The 23,194-nt window shown below is 42.0% G+C and carries 20 protein-coding genes; 6 read left to right on the top strand and 14 right to left on the bottom strand.

Annotated elements, in window-relative coordinates; genetic code table 11:
- The first annotated feature begins 6 nt into the window (after positions 1-6).
- Complete coding sequence (locus tag AC1RM2_RS27440; RefSeq protein WP_492988351.1) at positions 7-1,575, top strand: FG-GAP-like repeat-containing protein; 1,569 nt, start codon at positions 7-9, stop codon at positions 1,573-1,575.
- A 128-nt stretch (positions 1,576-1,703) separates the two neighbouring features.
- Here the strand turns inward: AC1RM2_RS27440 and AC1RM2_RS27435 are convergent, their stop codons facing one another.
- From AC1RM2_RS27435 to AC1RM2_RS27380, 12 genes are all read right to left on the bottom strand, one after another.
- The gene (locus AC1RM2_RS27435) at positions 1,704-2,606 is read right to left on the bottom strand and encodes a PepSY-like domain-containing protein (protein ID WP_492988350.1); all 903 of its coding nucleotides are present in this window, start codon (positions 2,604-2,606) and stop codon (positions 1,704-1,706) included.
- 134 nt (positions 2,607-2,740) lie between these two features.
- A complete protein-coding gene (locus AC1RM2_RS27430) occupies positions 2,741-3,841 on the bottom strand; it encodes a pepsin/retropepsin-like aspartic protease family protein (RefSeq protein ID WP_492988349.1) in 1,101 nt (366 codons plus the stop codon).
- Between the two features lie 147 nt (positions 3,842-3,988).
- Positions 3,989-4,609, bottom strand: a complete 621-nt coding sequence (locus AC1RM2_RS27425; protein WP_492988348.1) for a tetratricopeptide repeat protein — start codon at positions 4,607-4,609, stop codon at positions 3,989-3,991.
- Positions 4,597-5,781 (bottom strand): tetratricopeptide repeat protein, encoded by a 1,185-nt coding sequence (locus AC1RM2_RS27420; protein WP_492988347.1) that lies wholly within the window; start codon positions 5,779-5,781, stop codon positions 4,597-4,599. The genes AC1RM2_RS27425 and AC1RM2_RS27420 overlap by 13 nt, the downstream gene beginning before the upstream one ends.
- Positions 5,763-7,922 carry an urea transporter gene (locus AC1RM2_RS27415; protein ID WP_492988346.1) on the bottom strand — a complete coding sequence of 720 codons (2,160 nt, stop codon included), beginning with the start codon at positions 7,920-7,922 and terminating at the stop codon, positions 5,763-5,765. Before AC1RM2_RS27415 ends, AC1RM2_RS27420 begins: the two co-directional genes overlap by 19 nt.
- The gene (locus AC1RM2_RS27410; RefSeq protein WP_492988345.1) at positions 7,919-9,274 is read right to left on the bottom strand and encodes a hypothetical protein; all 1,356 of its coding nucleotides are present in this window, start codon (positions 9,272-9,274) and stop codon (positions 7,919-7,921) included. The genes AC1RM2_RS27415 and AC1RM2_RS27410 overlap by 4 nt, the downstream gene beginning before the upstream one ends.
- Before the next feature lie 10 nt (positions 9,275-9,284).
- Positions 9,285-10,337 (bottom strand): ATP-grasp domain-containing protein, encoded by a 1,053-nt coding sequence (locus AC1RM2_RS27405; protein ID WP_492988344.1) that lies wholly within the window; start codon positions 10,335-10,337, stop codon positions 9,285-9,287.
- Positions 10,337-10,585, bottom strand: a complete 249-nt coding sequence (locus AC1RM2_RS27400; RefSeq protein WP_492988343.1) for a PqqD family peptide modification chaperone — start codon at positions 10,583-10,585, stop codon at positions 10,337-10,339. The genes AC1RM2_RS27405 and AC1RM2_RS27400 overlap by 1 nt, the downstream gene beginning before the upstream one ends.
- A 169-nt stretch (positions 10,586-10,754) precedes the next feature.
- Positions 10,755-11,132 (bottom strand): response regulator, encoded by a 378-nt coding sequence (locus AC1RM2_RS27395; RefSeq protein WP_090649982.1) that lies wholly within the window; start codon positions 11,130-11,132, stop codon positions 10,755-10,757.
- Positions 11,133-11,243: 111 nt separating this feature from the next.
- Positions 11,244-11,939, bottom strand: a complete 696-nt coding sequence (locus AC1RM2_RS27390) for a LytR/AlgR family response regulator transcription factor (protein WP_492988341.1) — start codon at positions 11,937-11,939, stop codon at positions 11,244-11,246.
- Between the two features lie 159 nt (positions 11,940-12,098).
- Positions 12,099-13,277: a sensor histidine kinase gene (locus AC1RM2_RS27385; protein ID WP_492988340.1), complete on the bottom strand. Its 1,179-nt coding sequence runs from the start codon at positions 13,275-13,277 to the stop codon at positions 12,099-12,101.
- Between the two features lie 356 nt (positions 13,278-13,633).
- A complete protein-coding gene (locus AC1RM2_RS27380; protein WP_492988339.1) occupies positions 13,634-14,095 on the bottom strand; it encodes a nuclear transport factor 2 family protein in 462 nt (153 codons plus the stop codon).
- Between the two features lie 191 nt (positions 14,096-14,286).
- Between AC1RM2_RS27380 and AC1RM2_RS27375 the strand changes: the two genes are divergently transcribed.
- The 5 genes from AC1RM2_RS27375 to AC1RM2_RS27355 all read left to right on the top strand — a co-directional run bounded on the left by AC1RM2_RS27375 (position 14,287) and on the right by AC1RM2_RS27355 (position 20,654).
- Entirely contained in the window at positions 14,287-16,425 is a 2,139-nt protein-coding gene (locus AC1RM2_RS27375; protein WP_492988338.1) for a prolyl oligopeptidase family serine peptidase, read from the top strand.
- Between the two features lie 51 nt (positions 16,426-16,476).
- Positions 16,477-17,004 (top strand): hypothetical protein, encoded by a 528-nt coding sequence (locus AC1RM2_RS27370; protein WP_492988337.1) that lies wholly within the window; start codon positions 16,477-16,479, stop codon positions 17,002-17,004.
- 4 nt (positions 17,005-17,008) lie between these two features.
- Positions 17,009-17,950, top strand: a complete 942-nt coding sequence (locus AC1RM2_RS27365) for an alpha/beta hydrolase (protein ID WP_492988336.1) — start codon at positions 17,009-17,011, stop codon at positions 17,948-17,950.
- Between the two features lie 99 nt (positions 17,951-18,049).
- On the top strand, positions 18,050-19,876 hold the full coding sequence (locus tag AC1RM2_RS27360) for a glycoside hydrolase family 9 protein (RefSeq protein ID WP_492988335.1): 1,827 nt from the start codon (positions 18,050-18,052) through the stop codon (positions 19,874-19,876).
- Positions 19,877-19,898: 22 nt separating this feature from the next.
- Positions 19,899-20,654 carry a ThuA domain-containing protein gene (locus tag AC1RM2_RS27355; RefSeq protein ID WP_492988334.1) on the top strand — a complete coding sequence of 252 codons (756 nt, stop codon included), beginning with the start codon at positions 19,899-19,901 and terminating at the stop codon, positions 20,652-20,654.
- Positions 20,655-20,665: 11 nt separating this feature from the next.
- On the opposite strand, the gene AC1RM2_RS27350 is transcribed toward AC1RM2_RS27355, so the two are convergent.
- Both AC1RM2_RS27350 and AC1RM2_RS27345 read right to left on the bottom strand, forming a co-directional pair.
- The gene (locus AC1RM2_RS27350; protein WP_492988333.1) at positions 20,666-21,820 is read right to left on the bottom strand and encodes a glycoside hydrolase family 18 protein; all 1,155 of its coding nucleotides are present in this window, start codon (positions 21,818-21,820) and stop codon (positions 20,666-20,668) included.
- Positions 21,821-21,859: 39 nt separating this feature from the next.
- Entirely contained in the window at positions 21,860-23,035 is a 1,176-nt protein-coding gene (locus AC1RM2_RS27345) for a DUF5009 domain-containing protein (protein WP_492988332.1), read from the bottom strand.
- Positions 23,036-23,194: the final 159 nt, after the last annotated feature.

The raw sequence follows: 23,194 nt of genomic DNA, 5'->3' as shown, positions 1-23,194 counted from the left end.
ACGAATATGAAAATCAGACCGGTCATCATAACAGCACTTTTCCTGCTAACCCTGATGATCGGTCTGAATTCATTTACCATGTACTCCGTTGCTGCAAAGCCGAAGAGGCACACCGCCGATGATAACGGTAAAGCTTTATTTACTGTTTTTTGTGCCAGCTGTCATATGTTGCCCGATCCGGCGAGCTTAACTAAACATATATGGACACAGCATGTATTGCCTGTTATGGCTGCCCGAATGGGAATTATTTATCCAGGCTATAACCCGCTGCGGGGCTTATCAGACGAAGAAAAGGCAATTGTTAACAAACATAACATTATTCCCAATCAGCCTGTATTAACACAGGAGGAGTGGGGCAAGCTTGTAAAATACATTACCGATCTGGCACCTGACACTGTTACGGTTGATGAAAGCCGGCTAACCCGCAATAGCCCACTAAAACAGTTTACCCGGCAAGATATCCAGGTGAGCGCTGACGGACCTTCAATGATAACCGGATTGGGGTACGATGCGGCAAACAAAACTTTGTGGATAGGTAATTTTTTTAACGAAGTGCTTACCTGGAAATATAATGTCGGGGTAACTAAAACCATCCAAACCAAAAGCCCGGTTGTTGATTTCAATTTTTATAAGGGCGACACCTACTTTACGGAAATAGGAAAGTTATACCCTTCCGAATTGAGCCTGGGTGCATATGTTAATTACAAAGATAGCGCCAGCACAACGCTGTTAAGCTCATTGCACCGCCCGGTGCATACCCAGATTGAAGATCTGAACAACGATGGTGTGCCCGAGATCATCGTTTGTAATTTTGGTAACAAATCAGGTGGCCTTTCATTGTTTAAAAAAAATAAAACGGGCAAGTATACCGAGGATGTGCTGCTGCCACTGCCGGGGGCCATTAAATGCTATATAAAAGATATGGATGGCGATGGCAAAAAGGATATTGTTGCTATGTTTTCGCAAGGTGATGAAAGTGTCTATATATTTTATCAGAAAGATAACCTTAAGTTTAAAGCCAAACGTGTGTTGCGTTTTCCGCCTGATTATGGCACCACCGACATGACACTTGTTGACTATAACCACGACGGCCTGATGGATATTGTAACCGTACATGGCGACAATGCAGATTATTCGCAGATATTGAAAGCCTATCATGGCATTCGCATCAATATTAACCAGGGCGGCGGTGTTTTTAAAGAACAGTTTTTTTATCCCATATATGGTGTAACCCGTGTGGTGGCAGAAGACTTTGACAAAGATGGCGATATCGATTTTGCCTGCAGCGCTTTTTTCCCCGACTTTGGTAAGCTGGTTGATGAATCGTTTGTTTACCTCGAAAATATAGACGCAAAAAAATTCAGCTTCAAATCCTACACACTTAAAAGCGAGATCCCACTAAAGTCACTCACACTCGAAAAAGCAGATATTGACGGCGACGGTGATATTGACCTCATTGCCGGTAATTTTGCCCAAAGCCCCGGCGCCGTGCCTGATGCGCTTGACGAAAAGTGGAAAAATGCTAAGTATGGCATTACTATTTTTTTGAATCAGCTTTATCAGCCTAAAAAGTAGTTGAATTGCAGGTAAACCAAGTGGCTGGGGCGATTTATCTCCAACATAGAAAAAACAGGCATAAATAAAAAAGCCGGCCTCAGTTTAACGAGAGCCGGCTTTACTATATATATTTAATCAGGAAGTTTTTAATGAACAGCGAAGGCCTTTACAAAGGTGCCTGTGGCATCAAATACAACTACATACTTGGTGCTGTTGGAGGTGATCTCTACATCATACCCTTTAACAACACCGCTTTCACTATGCGAAAAAGCTTTATCAAAAACATAACCGGGATAAGTGGTTGTTAAATAGGTTGTGATGGCAGACGGCAGGTTTGCTGCAGTAACCGCAACGTGAGCGCCAACGTGTTTATCAATTTGTATGCGTTTTATTAGCGTTCCTGTTGCCTTAATAACTGTTATAAAGAGGCCATTGTTTTTGCTTACTAATGCGTATGCACTATCTGGCGTAATGGATGCATGCAGCAAAGTATCTGTGGGGTAAGTAGTTTTAAAATAGCTGGTTACTGCAGCTGGCAAAGCTGTTAACGCTATGGTATCACGGTGTTTACCATCCCTGTTATCAAACGGGCCGCCATGGTGCCATCCCGGGCCTTGTAAATCATGGCCGTCGCGTTGCTCAAGGGTACTTACAAATACACCGGCGGCGGTAAATTTAAGCCCAACCAATGCGCTGTTGTATTTAATTACCACAATGTAGTTAATAACTGTTTTGGCACTATCGGTAATTGCATATGCTTTTTTAAACGTGTAGCCGCTGTAACTTGCGGTAAGGTAAGTGCCAATAGCTGTCGGTAGCGCGCTAAATGCAACCGAGTCTTTTTTATCATGATGGCCAAAGCAGCCAACCATATATACCGAGTCGGTTGTACCCGATGCCAGGCTGATGGCAATAGCGCCTGTTGATGCAATGGTGGAAGAAGTTGGGGTTGTAGTTGTTGTTTTAGATCCGCTTTCTTTTTGACATGAAGCAAAACCGAACATAACAGCAAGCGCCAATACCCATGAATAAGTAATTTTCGTTTTCATCTGGATTTATTTTGATTAATAATTGTACCCAATATGATTATCGGGATTGTTATTTAAAATTACCCTTGATGAGGGTTACCAGGCAACAATGTGTCGATAAAACGCGGTTATTTATCGATGAATGAATTTTACTGTTAATTATTCTTTAACCCAATAACACGACCTACATAATTTGTCAAATACTCGTTTTTTATAAAAAAGTCGAGGCTGAAAATGGTGCGGTAATCTTGTGTAGTATTAGGATTTGCTACCTGCGTAAGATTACCTGTGCTTGATGTAACATAGGTATAAGTAAAACCCTGGTTGGTTTTTAAAGTAACTGTTGTATTGGTGGGCAAAGAGACAGCGGCGACCGCAAGCTTGTCTTCAATAGTACTAACTGATGGTGTACCCGTATCAAATAAAAAGATAGCATCAATGGTTTTACCGTTATAAGTTAACGTTCCTTCAATATAAGGGTTGTAACTGTATTTTGACAATAATGGGTGCATGATAAACCCGGCTGATGATAAATCAGCACTGGTTAATCCAACAGTAAGTAAGTTGGAAACATACGTAGGTGTGCCCAGGAACGACGTGCTACTTAAGGTTGACAGTTTAAAGCCGCTGGTTAGGCCGGTACCGTAAGAATATGATTTTAACGGGCTCGATATATTGGAATTTGTGTTGCTTGTTCCTGTTCCTACCCCAAAAACGTCTGCCGAATGCGCGGGATATATGTTACCCTTGCTGTCTTTTATTTTGTAATATAAAAAAAATGGAACCCGTTTTAATTCCAGACTTCCTAATGAATTACCAACAGTAACGTTGGCATAAGCTAAATTTCCGTATTCTATTGTAGTACCTGTTGCATCTCCGTAACTGATGGTTGATGTTTTTGAGGTTACGGTGATGCCACTTACCACTGTTGAGTCGCCCGTAACTGTAATGCCTGTAGATGTTATCATCGACGCCGGTAAAATATCGGTAGCATCCATGGTCATCCCTGGCGAACCTGTGTCAAATATGCAGCCGTAATTCATGGGTTGTGTGCCTATTTTTGTAAGTGAGCCTATTTTTGTAATCGGTATCAATAATCTTTTATCGCTACCGCTGGCATATTCATACAAACCAATTGTTGCCGGGGTTGCATTTACAACGGCACTTGTTTTATCTTTTTTGCAGGAACTAAAAGTTATAATTATTAAAAGGCAGCCAATAAGCTGAGTTTTTAAAAGTAAATATTTTATTTTCATATATAACTTATATACGGTAATAGTACGTTAATAGTTGGCCAATGATTTACGCAGAAGGATTACTAACACTTCAAGGCCAATCAAAAGTATAATGCCGGTCGGAAAAAAATGCAGTGAATCGATAAATAGCCATATTTTACCGATTAATCAATTACAGCGGTTTAACCCATCGCTGCTGGAAGCATCGGCAGGCTTAATAACCAGTGCACGTTCGAAAAGTGGTTTGGCATCTGTTTTTTTGCCGGCCATTAGTGTACTCCAGGCCAGCATGTGGTTACCATCATAATCAAAAGGATAAAGGGTTACAACTACCCTGAAACATCTTATAGCGGCATCATATTGTTTGCGGTTATAATAAATTACACCGGCCCAGTAATTAGCCTGGGTATTTTGCGGGTCGATTTTTAAAATAGCCAGGTATTGTTCAAGTACTTTATCCCAGCTTTGTAAAAACGACAGGGGCTTTACATAGCCAAACTTAGGTTCAATGGCACCCGGTTTTATACTGATGGCTTTTTGATAATAGGCTTGCGAAGCTGTATAGTTTTTGTTTAGGTAATGCAGCCAGCCTAAACGGATATTCACCTCGTAACTATTGTCGCTCAGGTAGGGATAAATATCGTTGATAGCAGCAGTATAATTCTTATTCTGCTCATTTACATAGCTATTACGAAATGCTTTTTGCAGCACAGCATTAGTTTGGGCCTGTAGCTGTACCACAAATAAAATTAAAATTACTGCTATAAACGTTTTTTTTAAAATTTCCATATCATACCTAACGTAACAGAATTTTGGTTATAGTTTACAGAACGGTAAATATCCGTCTTCTTTTCATAAATGTAGTTTAAATTCAACAGGGCGTGGGCGTTTAACTGGTAAAAAACGGTTTCGCCGGATTTAAATTTTGTTGGGTCGATAGAATTATATACATAAAGGCCATCAGCATCCAAATAATCGTCCTGGTTGCCAAATGTTACCGATGTTTCAAGCCAGGTTTTGTTAAATGCTTTAAAGCCCAATGCCTGGCTGTATATAAAACTGTTGGTGCCGCTTAAGTTTAATACCGATGCCCTGCTTGTTGTATATAAATTAAGATTGCCCAAGGGATAAAAACTTAGCCTGGTATTATATTGTTTTAATGTTTTGTTTATCAATCGGCCAAAATTAACATCTGCCTGCAAGTCAACAAAACGGCCACTGTATTTTATTCCTAATAATCCTAAATTACTATTGTTGACGCTACCCCGGTAAGTAGTGTAAATGTAATGATACGACCAGATGAGGTTTAAGCGCTGGCTAAGCCACAATTGCGCCCTGACAAAATATTCTGTTTGCCGATCTGTTTTGCCCGATAGATATTTGTCCGCGTCCTTGTCGTAAAATAACGACCGGAATATGTTTTGACTGAAAAACATGAACGACTGATCTAACTGCAAACGCCACGACAGGCGGTTACTTAATCCAACACGTTCAAAAAAGCCATTATCGCGCTGGCTATTGTTGGGCAGTTTTAGGCCGCTTTCCAGTTCTGCATCAATTAACCCAAATGGAGAAAGTTTGAGAGAACGCCGGGTTGCCGTATCCAGTTTCCCGGCGTTATATGATGCGCCAAGGTGGTTATTTAAATAGGTATTACAGTAATAAGCATACAGGCGCGCGGTAAAATTTGCCGAATCATTATTTAATACCCTGTCAAATTGTTGGATAGCCGCCTTGTAGTTTCCGGTTATCATATACGCATACCCAATCTTAAAACGCAGGCCGGGGAAATCAACACTATCGGCAATGGCTTTGTTGCCGAATACAATCATTTGTTTCCAATCGCCGGCATTGTACAGTTGTTCGGCGGTACTATCAGCAACGGCAAATTTGTTATCCTGCGCTTTAGCGGCCAACGCAACAAATAAAGTAAAAATCAGTATTAGTTTTTTGTACCCCATTTTGCTGTGATGTTTTTGCCATTTGAATTGATGCTGAAAGAAATCAGATTGCCGTGATCTACATAAACGCTCGCGTCTGTACCCCCGTTTTTTTTACCGGCTATTTCGGTATCAATTTTAGATGTGATAGTTACTCCATTTTTATTAACCAGGTTGTAGTTATTGTAATTGATATTAATAAACCTGTAAAAAGGCGCCATAATATCCTGTATCCAAAGTAAGGGCTTATTGGCTGTTATATTTAGCGGTAGTTTATCATTTATCGGCATTCCTTCGGTATTGTTAAAAATAACTTTAAAAGCGGCCAGGTAAAAGTTATACAGCATCGACTTTTTATCGCCGTAAAAGCTTGTAAAATAAAACATAACGCCATTATTGATAAAATAGGCAACTGCACCTGTTGTTTTGCTATAGATGTACGATTGGCCTAATACATCTTTAAAAACCTCCCAATCTTCGGCAATACCATTTTCGGATACCAGGCTTGCAATATATCCTGGTTGAAAATCGAATGCCTTTTTAATTTGGGTGTCAATTTCAGGATTGCCAACAAGCTCGCCCTCTGTAGGTATCGTATGGCTTATTAATCTGTTTTTATTTTCAGCCCGGCTAATATAGTGGGATATGGGATAACTCAACGTCCTCGACCCAATGTAAGGCGTTGCCTGCAATTGAAAATGTAAATGTGGTTCCGGAGACCGGCCCGAATTACCACACAGGCCCAGTAAGTCACCTGTTTTTACAAGATCACCGGGCTTAACTTTTATCGAATTTTTTTTGAGGTGCGATACTTTGGAATAGAAGTCTGCCGCGTGACGGATCACTACGGTGTTTCCCCAGTTTTCTTTGAGGTTTTGTTTGCCGATGGCGTTATCTTCTATATTGTTTACAACCTGTTCAACAACGCCGGCGGCACAAGCCAAAACAGGTTTGTTAAAGCAGTAAAAATGTTCGGGCAAGGTACCCGGATACTGAAATGTGTTATGTTCATCATCGCTGATCACAAAATCCAGCGCCTGGCCCCAGTCTCCTTTGTGTGTTATGTTGCCATCGTATCCCTGCGACACAGTCCAATACCCCATAAAGGGCAGGTTTAGTTTGTAATATTTAAGGTCGTTTAACCGTTCCTCCTGGTTTAAAAACTGATAAAGGTTTCGTTCTGGCGAATAGTGCTGGAAAACAACTAACTGCAATTTGTTGCTGGCATGCCGCAGTTTTAAAAAATATAACAGGCTAATGTTGACGATGCAAAATGGAAGTGAAAATACCGGCAAAGCGTGTACCGACATAAAACCTGTTAAGCCATTAATGATAAGAAACCCTATTGGGATGCTCAAAATTGCCAGCAAATAGGAGCGGAGGGAGGGGATTGTGAAAAAACTTCCAATAGCTACCGCGGCCATCATAAAATTGGCTCCTAAATGATAATAGCTGATACCTTCCGGGTAGGTATGCGTGAGTCCGTTAATACCAATTGCGCTTATAAAGCTGATGATAAGCAAGCTAAAAGCAATGCGCGAATGAATAAGCATCCCTACACTGATAAGCATCCCCGCAATGATATTATGCTGAAATAACACCGCGCTTAATGAGCGGAAGAAAAGACACACAAATTGCGGCAATTCCGTAGCAAGGTAACCCTCAATGCCTGCCATGTGGTTACCAGGGCCGGCATAAATCTCTTCTAACAGATAACTGTCTTTTTGCTGCAGGCCCATAGCGAAAATACTATTAGATGCCAGTAGTACCAGCCAAAACACAAGTACAAACGGCAGCGATAACATAGGCAACCCCAGCGTACCTAACCGTGTGGAGATAATAATTGTGGCAACTATTACAGCACAGCATGCAACAAAAAGCCACAGCAAAAACATAACATTTACATTGTAAAATGCGCCGAAGGCAATGCCTAACAACAGGCAGTTAAAACTATAAATACCCAGTTGCAGGTTGTCGGCATCAAACTTTAACAACCGGCATACTATTAATGAGAAAATAACGCAACCTAACCCGGCAAAGCCAGATACAGGATTAAAAAAAGAAACCAACAGCAAAATGATCCCTAATATCCGGTTCTGCGAAAAAAACAGTACCGAGTAGGAACTAACTACCGATTTTATAAATGCTGTGGTTTGCTTCACTTGCTGGCTTTTAAATGTTCGGGCATAAGCTCGGGCCCTTCTGTATATTCAAGTGTTTCGTTGCTGCGGATAAGGTGGGTACGTTGCTGTTCATCTATTAAAACCACAGCAGGCCTAAGCGTAATAAACTGCATCCACTGCGTTATGTTGTAAGCGCCAACCTTGTGTACTACCACGTTATCTCCCGGGTTAAGCAGCGGCAGGTTAATGCTTTCCCTTATTACATCAATATTCATGCATAGCGGCCCGTAAACCACCATGTTTTCTGTATGCGGTGCAAAGTCCTGTGCGGGGCTTATCTGGTGCTCATACCAAAACGAGGTGAATAAAATATTTACACCAAAATTCATAATAGCAGCCCTTTTACCGTTACTTAAGCGTTTATTGGCTATAACGGTACCCAGCAGAAAACCGGCGTCGTCAATCAATAACCTGCCGCTTTCCAGTATAAGTAAAGGTAAATCGTCATTTGCAAAACCAAAATTCAGCATCACCGATGTAATAGCCTCGGCAAAATCATCAACAGACGGCACCGTATCATGCCCGGGCAAATAGGCGCCTTTTAAAGTATTGGTTGATGGGAAACCACCACCCATATCAATATATTCTATTTTATGACCCAATTGCGTTTGGCAGCGCATAGCCAAATCACATAATTTAGTTGCCGCAATGCCGTAGGCTGCGGTTGTAAGCATATAAGTGCCTATGTGGCAATGTAACCCGGCCAGTTGTAGCTTGTCCGAATCAATTACCTTTGATAATGCTGTCCATGCTTCACCATTTTCATAATTAAAACCAAAACGGTCCCAAAGCGGGTATACGCCGGTATCCATATTTACGCGGATAGCAACGCGTGGTTTATTGGCCAGATTGTTGCTTAATGCAAGCAGTTGGTTAAGCTCTTCAAAATGATCTATGTGGATAAGCGAATCGTTTTCAATAGCCAGTTGTAATTCGTCATTTGATTTGCCAGGCCCGTTAAAAATAATTTTACTGCCCGGCACGCCGTTGCCTAATGCTTTTTGATATTCAAAACCGGATACAACTTCGGCCCAGCTGCCTTCCTGGTGAAATACCTGGCAAACGGCATTCAGGTAATTGGTTTTATAACTCCACGCAAATTGCACCTTCGGATAACGGGTACTGAAAGCCCGGTATGCCGAACGGTAGTTTTTACGGATCTGTTTTTCTGACAATACAAAAACCGGCGATCCGTATTGGTCAATCAACGTTTTAACAGAAACGCCCTCGATGCTTTTAACAGGCTGTATGCCGGTGCGTGTGCCAAACTTGTTCATCACGCCGGCGTGCAGTTTTTTAATATATGGCTTTTCGTATTTCAGCTTTTCCATTGTAATCAAATTATAATTCGCCAAATACCGAGATGTGTTGAAAATCGCTGATATCGGCAATATGGTCCCATGAATACCGCACAAACAACTTACCAGCCTGGTAATCGGTGTATGGTAAAACATCATCGCCCAAAGCCATTTTTACCATGGCTTCGGGCTGGTTTTGGCCGGCAGCGGCTGTTAAATAAATCCATGCCGGAAACCGCGGGTTAATTTCTAATATATATAAATGCCCGTCGGCATTGCTCATGATCTCCATTTCGTAACCACCTTTCCAATTGGTTGCTTTAGCAAAATTGCCGGCCAGTTCAATCAGCTTATCTTCCTTGATGGTAACTCCGGCCCAGGCTTTGCCTTTATCGGTAATATATAGTTTCCGCATGGCCACTACGGTGGTATTGTTGCCTTTACCATCGCCCAGCGCGGCTATATTTATTTCGGTACCGGTTATGTATTGCTGGGCTATTACCGGTACTCCCCATGCTGCATTAAGCTGATGAAAGGCTTTAAGGGCCTGGTCCATGGTATATACCACATAGGCATCATAAAACTTCCCTTTTATTACCATGGGGAAGTTGAATTCATCTGCCGCTTTTTTCAGGTCGTCGGCATGGTATATTTTATGATCAGCAGGAACATGAAACCCATTTTTTGTTCCAAAATCTTTCAAATTTACTTTATCCCGCAGGGCCAGTTGTTGTTGCGAAGGTAGCAAAGTAGCTATGCCCATTTGCTGTAACTGCGGCGCTATCTTGATAAAATTAAACAGCTCCGAATCAAAATTTGGAATGATAACATCCAGATTTTCCTGCTGATGGATATACCCCAATCGTTCTAATAACGCACCGGTACCTTCTGTTGGGTAAGGTATTTGATAGGTTTTGTTTACATATTCCCGTAAATAAATCCCTGGCTCCAACGACTCATAGGATAAGCCGATAACTCTTAATCCTGCCCCAAAAGCCTCCCTTAATGAACGGATAACCGCCATGCCTGGCCCTGGGTTGTCATTGGCGTTAAGGCCGGTAACTGCAATACATAAGTTACTGTACTTGTTTGGCATTATCCATCAGTTTCAAGCAGGTTTGCTTCCTTTAGCTGTACCATCCAGTCTTCCCAGTCAAGATCCAGCTGGCGCTCACTTACGTTATACCTGTTCAGGATATCTTGCTTTATCTCACTTTCTGTTTTGCCACTTTTCATAGCCAATAACAGCAGTGCAGCGATGGCATTTCCCGAAAAAGAATCGCCGGTTGCAGGGTTAAAAATAAACCCGTTTTCGCTGGTAGCTATGTTACTTTTAATTTTCATTTATAATTGCAGGTACAGTAAATAATAAAAGGCTAAACTTAATAGGTTTAAGTGGGTTTTACAAAATTGATATTTTCGGTTGATTAGGTTGGATTGAGTTGATTAGGTTAAATTCAGTTGATCCAAGTCCATTATCTTACTCCAATTCGATTAACTTACTCCAACCCAATTACGATGCCATCAAATATTCCATCCGTGATGCCAGTAATTCCATATCCAATGGTTTTACAAATAAAGCATCGCATTTGTATGATTCCAGCTCGGCCTTTTTGCTTTTGAAAGCTGTAACCACAATTATGGGCACCTGCCTCAATTGCTCATCGTCCTTAAAATCCTGGCAAACTAACGCGCAATCCATATCCAGCAGTAAATAATCTAAAATGATCAAATCTGGATGTATCACCTTTGCTTTATCATAAATGGCATTAGGATCATAAGTAAGGTGCACATCAAAATCGCCATAATACATAATATCATCAATTACAGATAACATTCTGCTGTTTTTATCTAAAATCAGGATCTTCTTTTTGCTGCCTGTAGTTTTCATCTGTTAGGGGATTAAATAAGTTTATAGTATAAAAATCGCCTTAATGCCGCTGTTAAAAAACAATGTGTCGGTTAATACCCCCAATGTGCCGATGAACCGGTTAAAAGGCAATCATTTAGACCAGTCTTTGATGAAATCGGCGTAATTGGTGCCTATAGGAAGCTCGATATTGCGCAATTTTACCTTGCGGTTGTATATCGACCTGATTTGAGCCTTTGCCACTACAAAACTCCGGTGGATGCGGACGAACTGGGTGGCCGGTATTTTTTCGATCATGCTTTTTAGCGACATCAACGTAAGAACAGGCTTTTCGGCACTGAGCAGGTGGATTTTAATATAATCCTGCATACTCTCGATGTATTCGATATCCCTGATGCCAATTTTTATCACCCGGTATTCCGAATGCACATAAATGTGTTCATCCTCGGCACTGTGATCGGTATGTTTAAATTGGTAATAATCAATGGCTTTATGCACGGCCGCGCCAAAGCGGTTGCTGTTGATGGGTTTCAGCAGGTAATCCAACGCCTCCAATTCAAAACCTTCAAACGCGAATTTTTTATAAGCCGTGGTAAATATAATCATCGGCTTTTCGTCCAATGAGCGCACCAGGTCAACCCCGGTTATGTCGGGCATATTAATATCTACAAACAGCACATCAACCGGGTTCCTTTTCAGGTACTCGGCACCCGAAATGGCGTCTTCAAAAGTATTTACCATCTTTAGGGACGGATAATCTAATACATATTTTTTGATGATCTCCAGCGCCAGCGGCTCATCATCAATGGCTACACATTTTAACTGCATAATGATATTTAATTAAAGCTAAAAGCTGAATGCATAAGGCAAAAAGCTTGGGGTATTTTGTCAATTTAAAATGAGTGTTAGTCTTAAGTCTGGAGTCTTAAGCTCTAAGTCCTGAAAAGACAAATTTCGACTTATGGCTTCCGACTTTGTACTTATAACTTAAGCGTCGATTTCCAGCTCAACCCTAAACATTGCGGCTTCCTGGCTAATGTTTAGCCTGTGCCTGCCCGGGTAAATATGCTGTAACCGCTGCCTTGTATTGGTAATGCCGATGCCCTTGCGGCTGCTTGCAGGGCGGTTATCAAATATGGTATTCTCGCAGGTGAATAATATTTTGTCGTCGGTTACTTTTAAGTTTATGCTGATTACCGAAGGTTCGTGCTTGCTTACGCCGTATTTAAACACGTTTTCAATAAACGTCATCAGTACCAACGGGGGCACTTTCTTTTGTGCCATATCGCCATAAAAGTTAAAATCCAACTTGGTTTTTTTTCCTAAGCGCAGCTTTTGTAAATCAATATAATCGTTAATGCAATCTATCTCGCTTTGCAGTAATACAAAATCCTCAGTTACCTCATCCGTTACGTAACGCATAATATTGGAAAGTTTCATAATACTTTCCGAGGTGTGTTCACTATCGGTTACCGATAAAGCATAAATATTATTGAGCGTATTGAACAAAAAATGAGGATTGATTTGTGCCTTGAGGAAAGATAGCTCGGCATGGGTTTTCTCCGCTTCGGCCCTGATCACCATTTGCTCTGTAAGCTGCCACTTTTGCACCGTACTCATAGCTATGCCCAAACCTATTACAATAATAAAAATAAACAAGCCTACCATATCAATATTACCCGATTGATGAATAAAAATGATTTGGTTGGACGGTTTTTTCAGGCTGGGGTCCTGCATCCTTAAATCCTCATGAGGCAGCGGCCCGAAAGGAAGATTTTTTGGGTCGGCATTACCACTATCGGCCCCGGGCATCAATTGCGGACCTATAGGGGCAGTGGTGCTTTGTTTTTCTTTGAGTAAATTATGTAAAAGCAGGTTATCAAACGGCTGCAAAAAGTATACGCAGCCCGACAGTAGTAATACGATTAACCCGTAAATAATATATTTTTTATGGAATACAAACCTTGGTACCAGGTACCAGGCATTAAAGTAAAACATGAAAATATAGGTAAGACAAAACAACCAGTAATAGGGCGATAAAATAACGTTGTAGGTGCTACTGCTGCTTTGCTGCGTACGGTTCATGAATAACAACGGAAAGCCAAAGAATACCAGCCAGCCGGCTGCATGAATGAATATATTAGTGGCTTTTTTAGAAACGATCATCTGGTTAAAAAATTTATTAAATATAGCAGCCGTTGCAATGCCAATTATTGATCATGTTAAAATAGTTAAACTCAGTTAATCATTTGTTTTTCATTTGGGTGGTTCTGCGGGGTTTAAATAAGCGCCCCGGAATTAACCACGGGGCGCTTGCAACCTTATGAAAAAAAACAGAACACAGTAGCCGGAAGATGTCCCGATATCCCGGCCACTGATTCAAAGGTGATAAATGACCGGGCAAGGGGCAACCGTTTATCGGTGAACCGTGGTTTTGTATAGATGAATGGTTAAAAAGGCGCTGACGAAATAGACAAGGCTTATATAAATACAAGCGGGAGGGAAGCCCGTAAAGAAATATATTACTCTTTAAGCGCGCTATCCCAATGCTCGGCTATTTTGCCGTTTTCTATACGAAGCATATCAAACCAGGTGGTGGTATATTTTTTGTCTTTTGCTTTTGGATCGGGGCGTTCATCCTTGAAACTAAGCACCACCAGGTTACCTTCGGCAACTATCGAAATCAGCGGAGCTTTGACTGTGGCCTGGATAGTTAAAGGTTTGGCAAACTTGGAAAAGAAATTAATAAACCCTTGCCGCCCGGTAGGTACATTGGGGTTATGCTGAATGTAGGTAGGCAGCAGGTATTTTGCGGCAAGGTCAAGATGGCCGCCTTCAAGCACCTCGCGCCAAAAATCATAAACCAGTTTTTTGTTTTTGGCAAGTTGGGGGTCTTTGCTGTATAACATAGCCTTTTGGTCTTGCCCAAACGAATGAAAAGCCAATAAAAGTGTGAATACGAAGAATAAGCCTGCTTTTTTCATGATTTTATAATTGATGGTTAAAGATATTGATTTTTAAAAGTTCTGCCAGCCAAAAACAGCTGTGTCTTTTTGATAAACTAAATAGAAATTTGAGTACTTAAACGTCGTCGCCTTAAGTGTTTTTACGCTTTTTGATTGGAAATTAATCCCTATCAAAAATTATTACATAAATTGCTGGAAATCTTATCTTAATGAAACAAATAATGCCCCTCATTATTGCTGTGCATATTGCTGCTCACCTGTATGCACAGGCGCCGGCAACACCAAAAAAGCCGGTAATTGATACTTATTTTGGCATGCAGGTTACCGACAACTACCGCTGGCTTGAAGATACCAAAGACACTACCGTTCAAAGATGGTTTAAGGCGCAAGCCGACTACACCAACAGCATCATAGATAAAATTCCCGGCCGGGACAGTTTGGTAAAAACGCTGAAGTATTATGACTCGTTGGAGCCGTTTAAAATAAGTGGCTTGAAGAAAAAGGGTGGTCGTTATTTTTACAAAAAAACCATTACCGGGCAAAATGTTGGCAAATTGTATTACCGCCCTGGCGAAACGGGAACGGAAATTTTATTGTACGACCCCAAGCCGGTAAAAGGGAAACAATATTCTATCAACTATTTTTTGCCGAGCGATGACGGTAAAAAAATAGCTTTTGGGGTATCTGTAAGCGGATCAGAAACATCAACCATCCATGTGATGAATGTAGATACTAAAACGCTGTATCCTGAAACTATCTACCCATCGTGGTTTGGAGTAAGCGGATGGTCGCCGGATGGTATGGGCTTTATTTACACATTACAAAATAACGGCGACAATACCGCGGAAAGTTCAATGACCGATACCCGCGTTATGTACCACGTGGTTGGCACAAAAGCATCGGCAGATAAACTGATTTTTAGCCGGATAAAATATCCTAACTTGCCCATTAAAACAGAAGATATTTGCCGGATAACCTACACAGCCGGCCATAATTATATTGTGGCATCGTTAGATGGTGTTAACCAGGATGTAAACGCTTTTTATGCGCCGGCTACCGAATTATTAAAACCCATTATAAGCTGGAAGCGGTTGTTTAAAACAGAGGATCATGTGACTGATTATTTTTTTAACGGCGCCGATATATACATGCTTACTTATGAGGGAGCCACAAAATTTAAAATCACCAAAACCAATATCAATAACCTGGATGTTGCCGATGCCGAAACTGTAATTCCCGAACTTGCGGCTACTATAGATAACATAAGCAGGAGTAAAGACTATATGTATTTTACCACTAATGACGGTATTAACTCAACTGCCTACCAATACAATTTTGCAAAACGGAACTCTGCCCAAATTACATTACCCTTTACCGGTCAGGCTTACGTAAATCCCCTGGAAGTGACCAGTAATGACGTGTTGCTGGGCCTAACCTCGTGGAAGCAGCCGTTTACCATTTACAATTATAACCCGCTTACAGGCAAACAAAAGTTAGCCCCGTGGACACCTAAATTGAAATATCCTGGTATAAGCGATATTATGGTAGAGGAAAAAGAAATTAAAGGGCTGGATGGAACCATGGTGCCGCTTACCATTATGTACAACAAAAATGTTAAACTGGATGGTAACGCAATTTGCTATATGACAGGGTATGGCGCCTATGGCGTTTCATCAACCCCGTATTTTAGTATTTATGAACTGGCGCTGATGAATAAAGGGGTGGTAGTTGCCGAAACCCACGTACGCGGCGGGGGCGAAAAAGGGCAGTTGTGGTACAAAGCCGGCTTCAAGAAAGCCAAACATAATACCTGGCAGGATTTTAATGCATCGGGACAATACCTGGTAGATAACCATTATACAAGCGCTAAGCACCTGATAGGCGAGGGGACCAGCGCCGGTGGTATTTTAATAGGCCGTGCCATTACCGAGCGCCCCGACCTTTATGCTGCAGCCATTAGTAATGTAAGTTGCAGTAACGCCCTGCGGATGGAAAATTCGCCAAACGGATTAAACAATACCAAGGAGTTTGGTACCGTAAAGGACTCGGTTGAATCGCGGGCATTATACCAGATGGATGCCTTGCAGCATGTTAAAGACGGCACGGCTTATCCGGCTGTGATTTGTGTAGGAGGGATGAATGACCCACGTGTTATTGTTTGGCAACCGGGAAAGTTTGCGGCGGCTTTGCAAAATGCTACATCATCAGGTAAACCGGTATTAATGTCGGTAAATTACAACAACGGCCACTTTACGGAGAACAAAGAAATTGCCTATCGTAACTTTGCCACACAATACGCCTTTGCTTTATGGCAGGCCGGGCACCCGGATTTTCAGCCGGCACAATAGCTTATAAATTAAACCTTACCGGTTAATCGAAGTCCGGCTTACATATTGCTCATGAAAAATACTCGCATTGTTCTATCCCTGCTGTTTTTTGCGTTTTGCAAACCGGCAGCGGCCCAGGTACACACTTTTGATGTGGGCCTGCGCTTTCAAAAAAGCATCGGCCTTTACTATGAAAACGGGATAACCGGCCAGTACAACCTCACCCGGCGCTGGGCATTGGGCGTAACGTATGTAACCAGCAGGCTGGGTACTGCCTGGGGCACCAACGCCATAAAGCAAGATAATGTATTGGTATCCGGCACTTATAAATTCCGACCCGCGCATGCGCTTCAGCCGTTCCTGCGGGGAAACCTCGGTTATTTTACTGCCGATTATGGTTCGCCGATGTTTGATAGTTTACCACATACCTCGGCTATCGCTTCGGTTGATGGTGGCCTGTCATATCAATTCAAACTTCCGGTAAAAGTAAACCTTTCATTGGGCTATAACGCAATTACAGGTAACGGTGCATCGGGCGCAGGTACATTATACCCGGTATTTTACCAGTTAAGTGTAACCTATAACATAGCAAAGCTGTAACGCCATGAAGAAAATCATACTCATTATATTATCTGCCGTATTATTATTTCCGGCTTGCAAAAAAGACCCTAAATTTACGGCAGACATGCTGGGCGGAAGCAGCGAACTTTACGATCCATCGTTTTACACACCCGAAAAATATCTTGTTTCGGCTGCAAAGCCCAATCCAACGCCGGATGAAGCTAAAAAACCGGTCATCATTGTTGTGCACGGTTACAGTGCTACTACTTTTGAATGGAATGAGTTCCGGACGTGGGCCGGTGGTCGAACAGATTTCGCTATTTCACAAGTATTACTGGGTGGCCACGGGTTAGATTATATCAACTTTAAAAGTGCTACCTGGCAAGTATGGAAGCAGCCTATAATGGACGAATATAGTAAGCTGGAGCAGCAAGGCTATACCAATATCAGCCTTGCAGGTTCATCAACAGGGGCAACGCTCATATTGGAAATGCTGGCAGATGGTTATTTCAATAACCACATTAAACCTAAGCATGTATTTATGGTTGATCCTATCATTATTCCGGCCAATAAAACTTTATCACTTGTAGATCCGCTGGGGCCGGTTATTGGTTACACCACCGTTGATAACTCCGTAGGCGAGGAAAAGTATTACTTTCATTACAGGCCATACGAATCGTTACAACAGTTAAACAATGTAATTAACATAGTGCGCAAGCAATTACAAGATGGTGTTACACTGCCGGCCAATTGCACTTTAAAAGTATTTAAAGCCGATAAAGATGATACGGCCGACCCTGTAAGCGCGGTTTTGATATATCTTGGCGCAAAAACAAGCACCGGTGCAAAAATAAATGTACAATTGGTGAATTCGCGCCTGCACGTTTTTACCCGCCTTACGCTTCGTGATCCCGCGCCAACAACGCAGGATGTGAAAAACCAAACAGATGCCTTTACCGATATAGCCAATACCATAACACATTAAAGTACCTGTGTGCTTTTACGATTAAGTGCCAGGTATTCACAATATTGTTGCAATGAAATAAACTGTGTAATTCATATATTCGGCATAACTTCCTACGTTATGATAAATAAAAAAATACAATCGTTATTTATGGCGATAGTCCTTCCCGTCATGGCTCTCGCTCAAAACATAAAAGTAGTCACCAACCAGGTAGGCTACGAGGATACACAGGCAAAAAAGGCTATCATAGTTGCTGATAAAAAATACGCCGTCAGTTCATTTGAGTTGCTTGATGAGGCTGATAAAACCGTTTTTGCCGGCAAGCCAATATTCAATGGCCAGGTGAAAGGCTGGAAAGGCCGGGAGTTTTATACAATTGACTTTAGCAGCTTTAACACCGCTGGTAATTACAGGGTACAGGTTGATTTGCCGGGTAAAAAAATCACTTCATATCCGTTCAAAATTGGTAAAAATGTATTAGAGCAAGCTACCATGAGCGATGTGGTTTATTACTTCAAAGGCCAGCGCAGCGCGGGCGAAATTGATAAGGCCGACCATCACCTGCTTTTGGCCGGCAAAACTACCGATACGGTTGACGCCCACGGTGGCTGGTATGATGCAACCGGCGATTACGGAAAACACCTTTCGCATTTGTCGTTCTCGCTGTATTTTAATCCGCAGCAAATATCATTGGTTGTTTATAGCCTGTTTAAAACAAACGAGTTGCTTAATGAAAAAAAGGTGACTGATTTCAGACAGATCAACCGCCGGGTTTTGGACGAGGCCGTTTATGGTGCCGATTACCTTGTACGAATGCAAGCAAAAAATGGCTCCTTCTATCGGTCGGTATCCGCTCCTGGCCCCGGTAAATTGGCAAAGGATAGGGTAATCCGGGCCGAAGATGCATCTTACCGCATCAAGCAAACTAAAGATCAAACCTTAAAAAATGATGCTAAAAATAACGATTGGCACCGCTACCAGGCCAGTTACCGGTCGGGCGGGGGAATTGCTATTGCAGCACTGGCTATGGCATCTACCTCAAAAGTAAACGGCGATTTTACCAATGCTCAATATTTACAGGCTGCCGAAAAAGCCTTTACATTTCTGGAGGCCAACAATAAACTCATGACCTTTGATGGCAAGGAAAATATCCTCGATGATTACTGTGCTTTAAGTGCAGCCACCGAGTTGTATAAAGCCAGTAAAAAGCCGGAATACTTGCTTGCTGCTACTAAACGTGCCAATAACTTATTGGATCGTTTAGTAGCCTGGAAGGATTATAAAAACTACTGGCGCGCTGATAGTACCGACAGGCCGTTCTTCCACCCATCAGATGCGGGTTTGCCGGTAATCAGCCTGGTTTATTATTATCCTTATGCCGATGCGGAGATGCAGGCATCTATAAAAAAAATCATTAAAAGCTCATTTGAGTTTGAGTTGAAGGTGACAAATGAAGTGAACAATCCGTTTGGCTATAGCCGCCAGCTGGTGCAGGATACTTTAGGTAACAGGCGTACATCGTTTTTCTTTCCGCAGGGTAGTGATGCTTCGCCATGGTGGCAGGGCGAAAACGCGCGTTTAGCCTCAATGGCAACGGCTGCGAGGCTTGCCGCAGGTTTATTTACTGATGATAAATTATTTCATGATCAATTGGAAACTTTTGCCGTCGATCAGCTGAATTGGGTGCTTGGGCTTAATCCCTTTGATGCCAGTATGCTGCAAGGCACGGGGCATAATAATCCGGCTTATGGCTTCTTTGGTACATTTGAATATACCAATGCACCCGGTGGCATTGTAAATGGCATTACATCGGGCCTGTATGATGAAAACGATATCGACTTTAACTTGTCATATGCCCAGATTCACAAGGACTACGACTGGCGTTGGGCCGAGCAGTGGCTGCCGCACACCGCCTGGTACTTGCTTGCTGTTGCACTGCACGAGTAATAAATTAATGATAACAATATCCATGAAAAAAAGACTATTCCTTATTACACTCATTGTTTTTGCCTCGGTTGGTTTGAAAGCCCAGCCTAAACATTTTAAGGTTTTGGCTTTATATGAGAACGGCGGCCACCATATAGCGTTTTCAAAACGTGCAATTGTATGGTTGGATAAACTGGCTGCCGAAAAAGGGTTTACTATTGATTATATCCAAAAGCCAGATAAAATTGACGATGAATTTTTAAGCCATTACCAGTTGTTTTTGCAATTGGATTATGTACCCTACGGCTGGCCCGATAAAGCCGCTGCCGCTTTTAAAAAATATATTACCGAAGGCAGGGGCGGATGGGTTGGTTTTCATCATGCCACCTTATTGGGAGAGTTTGATGGTTTTCACGAATGGCAATGGTTTTCGGATTTTATGGGGGGCATTGGCTGGAAAAATTATATAGGAACTTTTGCCAAAGGCACGGTGAATGTGGAGGATAAACAGCATCCGGTTATGAAGGGCGTGCCCGCGTCCTTCCGGATTGAACAGGAGGAGTGGTATACTTATGATAAAAGCCCCCGGCCGAATGTACACGTATTGGCAAGTGTTGATGAATCGACCTATGATCCACAGGGTGATATAAAAATGGGTGATCACCCCGTGGTGTGGACTAATGAGCATGTTAAAGCCCGGAATGTTTATATATTCATGGGCCATTCACCAAACCTGTTTGATAACCCTGTTTGGGTAAAGTTGGTTACCAATTCTATTTTCTGGGCGGCGGGGGAATAAACAAACATGTGTTATTTAGCATCCAGCTTTTCATCTATCGCATCCAGTAAATATTCCTTTTTGTCGTCAGCATATTCCCAGAACATTACGCCAGCCATTTGGTGATCAACCATATACTGGCATTTGTTTTTTACCGACCACTCATCATCAAAAGAGATGAACTGTTTGGTGCTTGCTTTAAACAGGTAAGGGGCACCGGCTGTGCTATCGCGATAATAAACAAACCCATTGCGGTTAAACAGGCTATCCTTAAGGCGCGTATATCCGCCGGCGGGTACCCGCCCGCTGGTTTTCATGCCTATGCCATTATGTGCCGGATCGTTTACAATAACAGACCGGCCGTAAAACGCAATCCCCATTACCAGTTTGCTCGCGGGTACGCCCTGGGCAAGATAATCAGACACCGCCATATCTGCCGAATTGAGGGTTTTATATTTATCAGATGCAAACAGGTTAGTATGATGTACGGCCATGCCCAAACTATCCTGCAAATAATCATAGGTCATTAGGTTAATGTAATTGAGGTATGAGGCTACTTTTGCCATTTCGGTATGTTGTAAAAAACGCTTAAAGCCACCGGTTGCAGCCGTTAGCAGTTTTTTATTGCCTGTTTCTTTTTCAAGCACATCAAGTTCCCTTCTTAAATCCTCAAACATTAGGGTGTAGTTATGCTCATCTTCTTTACGCACCACGTTATTATCGCCCTGTAGACCAGGGTATTCCCAGTCGATATCAACGCCGTCCAGTTTGTATTTTCTGATGATATCAACCGCGCTGGCCGCAAAGGCTTTACGTGAAGTATCGGTTAGGGCCGCGTCTGAGAAATTTTTGCTCCAGGTCCAGCCGCCAACAGATATCAGGATCTTTAGGTCGGGATTTTTCTTTTTTAACAACAAAAGATTGCGGAAGTTGACAGTATCGGTTTTTTCGTGCGTAAGCCACGCCCGGTTATTGCGCACATTTACAAATGCATAATTAATATGGGTAAGCTTTTCCGGGTTTACCATGCTCATATCGGTAATGCCTTTGTAGCCGCCAACGTAGCCAATAACTACATATCTGTGCTTTTTAACCTGGGCTTTAAGGGTAAAGGCTGGTATTAAAAAAGCTAATAAGCAAAGCAGTACCTTTGGAATCGCGGCTTTTTTTGAAATTAAAGAGTTCATTATTAGGTTATTTGAATTGTGATATTGGATTATATGATGCTATATTTTTAAGCGTAAGCGCTTCTTTTCCATTAAACCAACCAGGGCAATCAGTATAAATCCGGTAGCCATAGAACGCGCCAGCCCAATGGCTCCATTATTAAATATATCGGGATACTTTAGGTGAAAAAGTTTCAATATATACACCTGGAAATAGGGCATCAGGTAACAGGTAAGTGTACTGGTGCCGGCAGGCCATATCAGTTTAAACCAGTTCTTTTTACCCTTAACATCTACCAGGTAAATCATTAGCTCAAAAACCAATATGGTTATACCACTGCAGATAAAGATCCAGGCGGGGGTAGAGCGTATTTTTGAAATCCCATCAGCATAAGGGCGGATTAACAGACCGAATACAATTAATAGTAATCCTGTTGCGCCAAATATTACCCACAATAATTGCGTTTTATTTTTTGATACAAGCAACGCATAAATCTCGGAGATCATAACACCACCCATTACCAAACATACCGCCGACGCATCGCCCAGTACCGGGATTTTAAATTTGAAAACACCGGCATGCCTGGCAATATTTATAGCTACAAAAGTCAGCAGGATAATTATCAGGATATTCATTTTTCCTTTGGCCAGCAGGTACACCAGCGCACATACCAGGTAGGCCCAGCCTATGATGCCCAAAATACCCCACCAGTAAGGGCGCATACCCTGTATCACCCCGTCCTCGCCACCTTTGTAAATAACGGCCATAGCAATAAGCAGCAAAATCCCTGCGCCTGTCAGGGTATATCGTTTTGCTTTGGCCATAGTTTCCGGATAGTCAAGCCAGATGAGGAAGAAACCAATGGTTATTAATATAGCCCACAAAGCTTGTGGTATAATACCTGCGGTAAGCGCATAGTTTTCCAGGTTTACATGGAAAAAGCCCATAATAATTAATGCGGCGCTACGGGTAAGTATATACACTAATATTGATGAAAAGGAATCGCCCTTATTCAACCTGTTTTTAATGGCAAAAGGCAACGAAAGCCCTACAATGAACAAAAACGCCGGGAAAATGGTATCTGCAAAACCCATCGCATCGGCTTTCCCGCTTGCGTGGTCTATCCATTCGGGAATGTGTTTTACGCCGCTGGCGTCGTTAACAAATATCATCAGTAACATAGTGACGGCACGTAGGACATCAATAGATAAAAGGCGTTTAGGGAGCTGGTTCATTGTGATTTTGCGATTTAATTACCGGCCATTAAAATACTTGTTTTCATTGAATTATCATAAAATATTAAAAACATTTTAGTTCTTTTTAAAATTTTTGTAGAACTTTTGATTTTGCACTTTCGTTGATAAATCTGATGGTTCTGGTTATAGATTACAGAT

It is taken from the genome of Mucilaginibacter sp. GW822-FHT03E02 (genome assembly GCF_058801545.1).
This window is presented reverse-complemented; position numbering and strand designations above follow the sequence as displayed.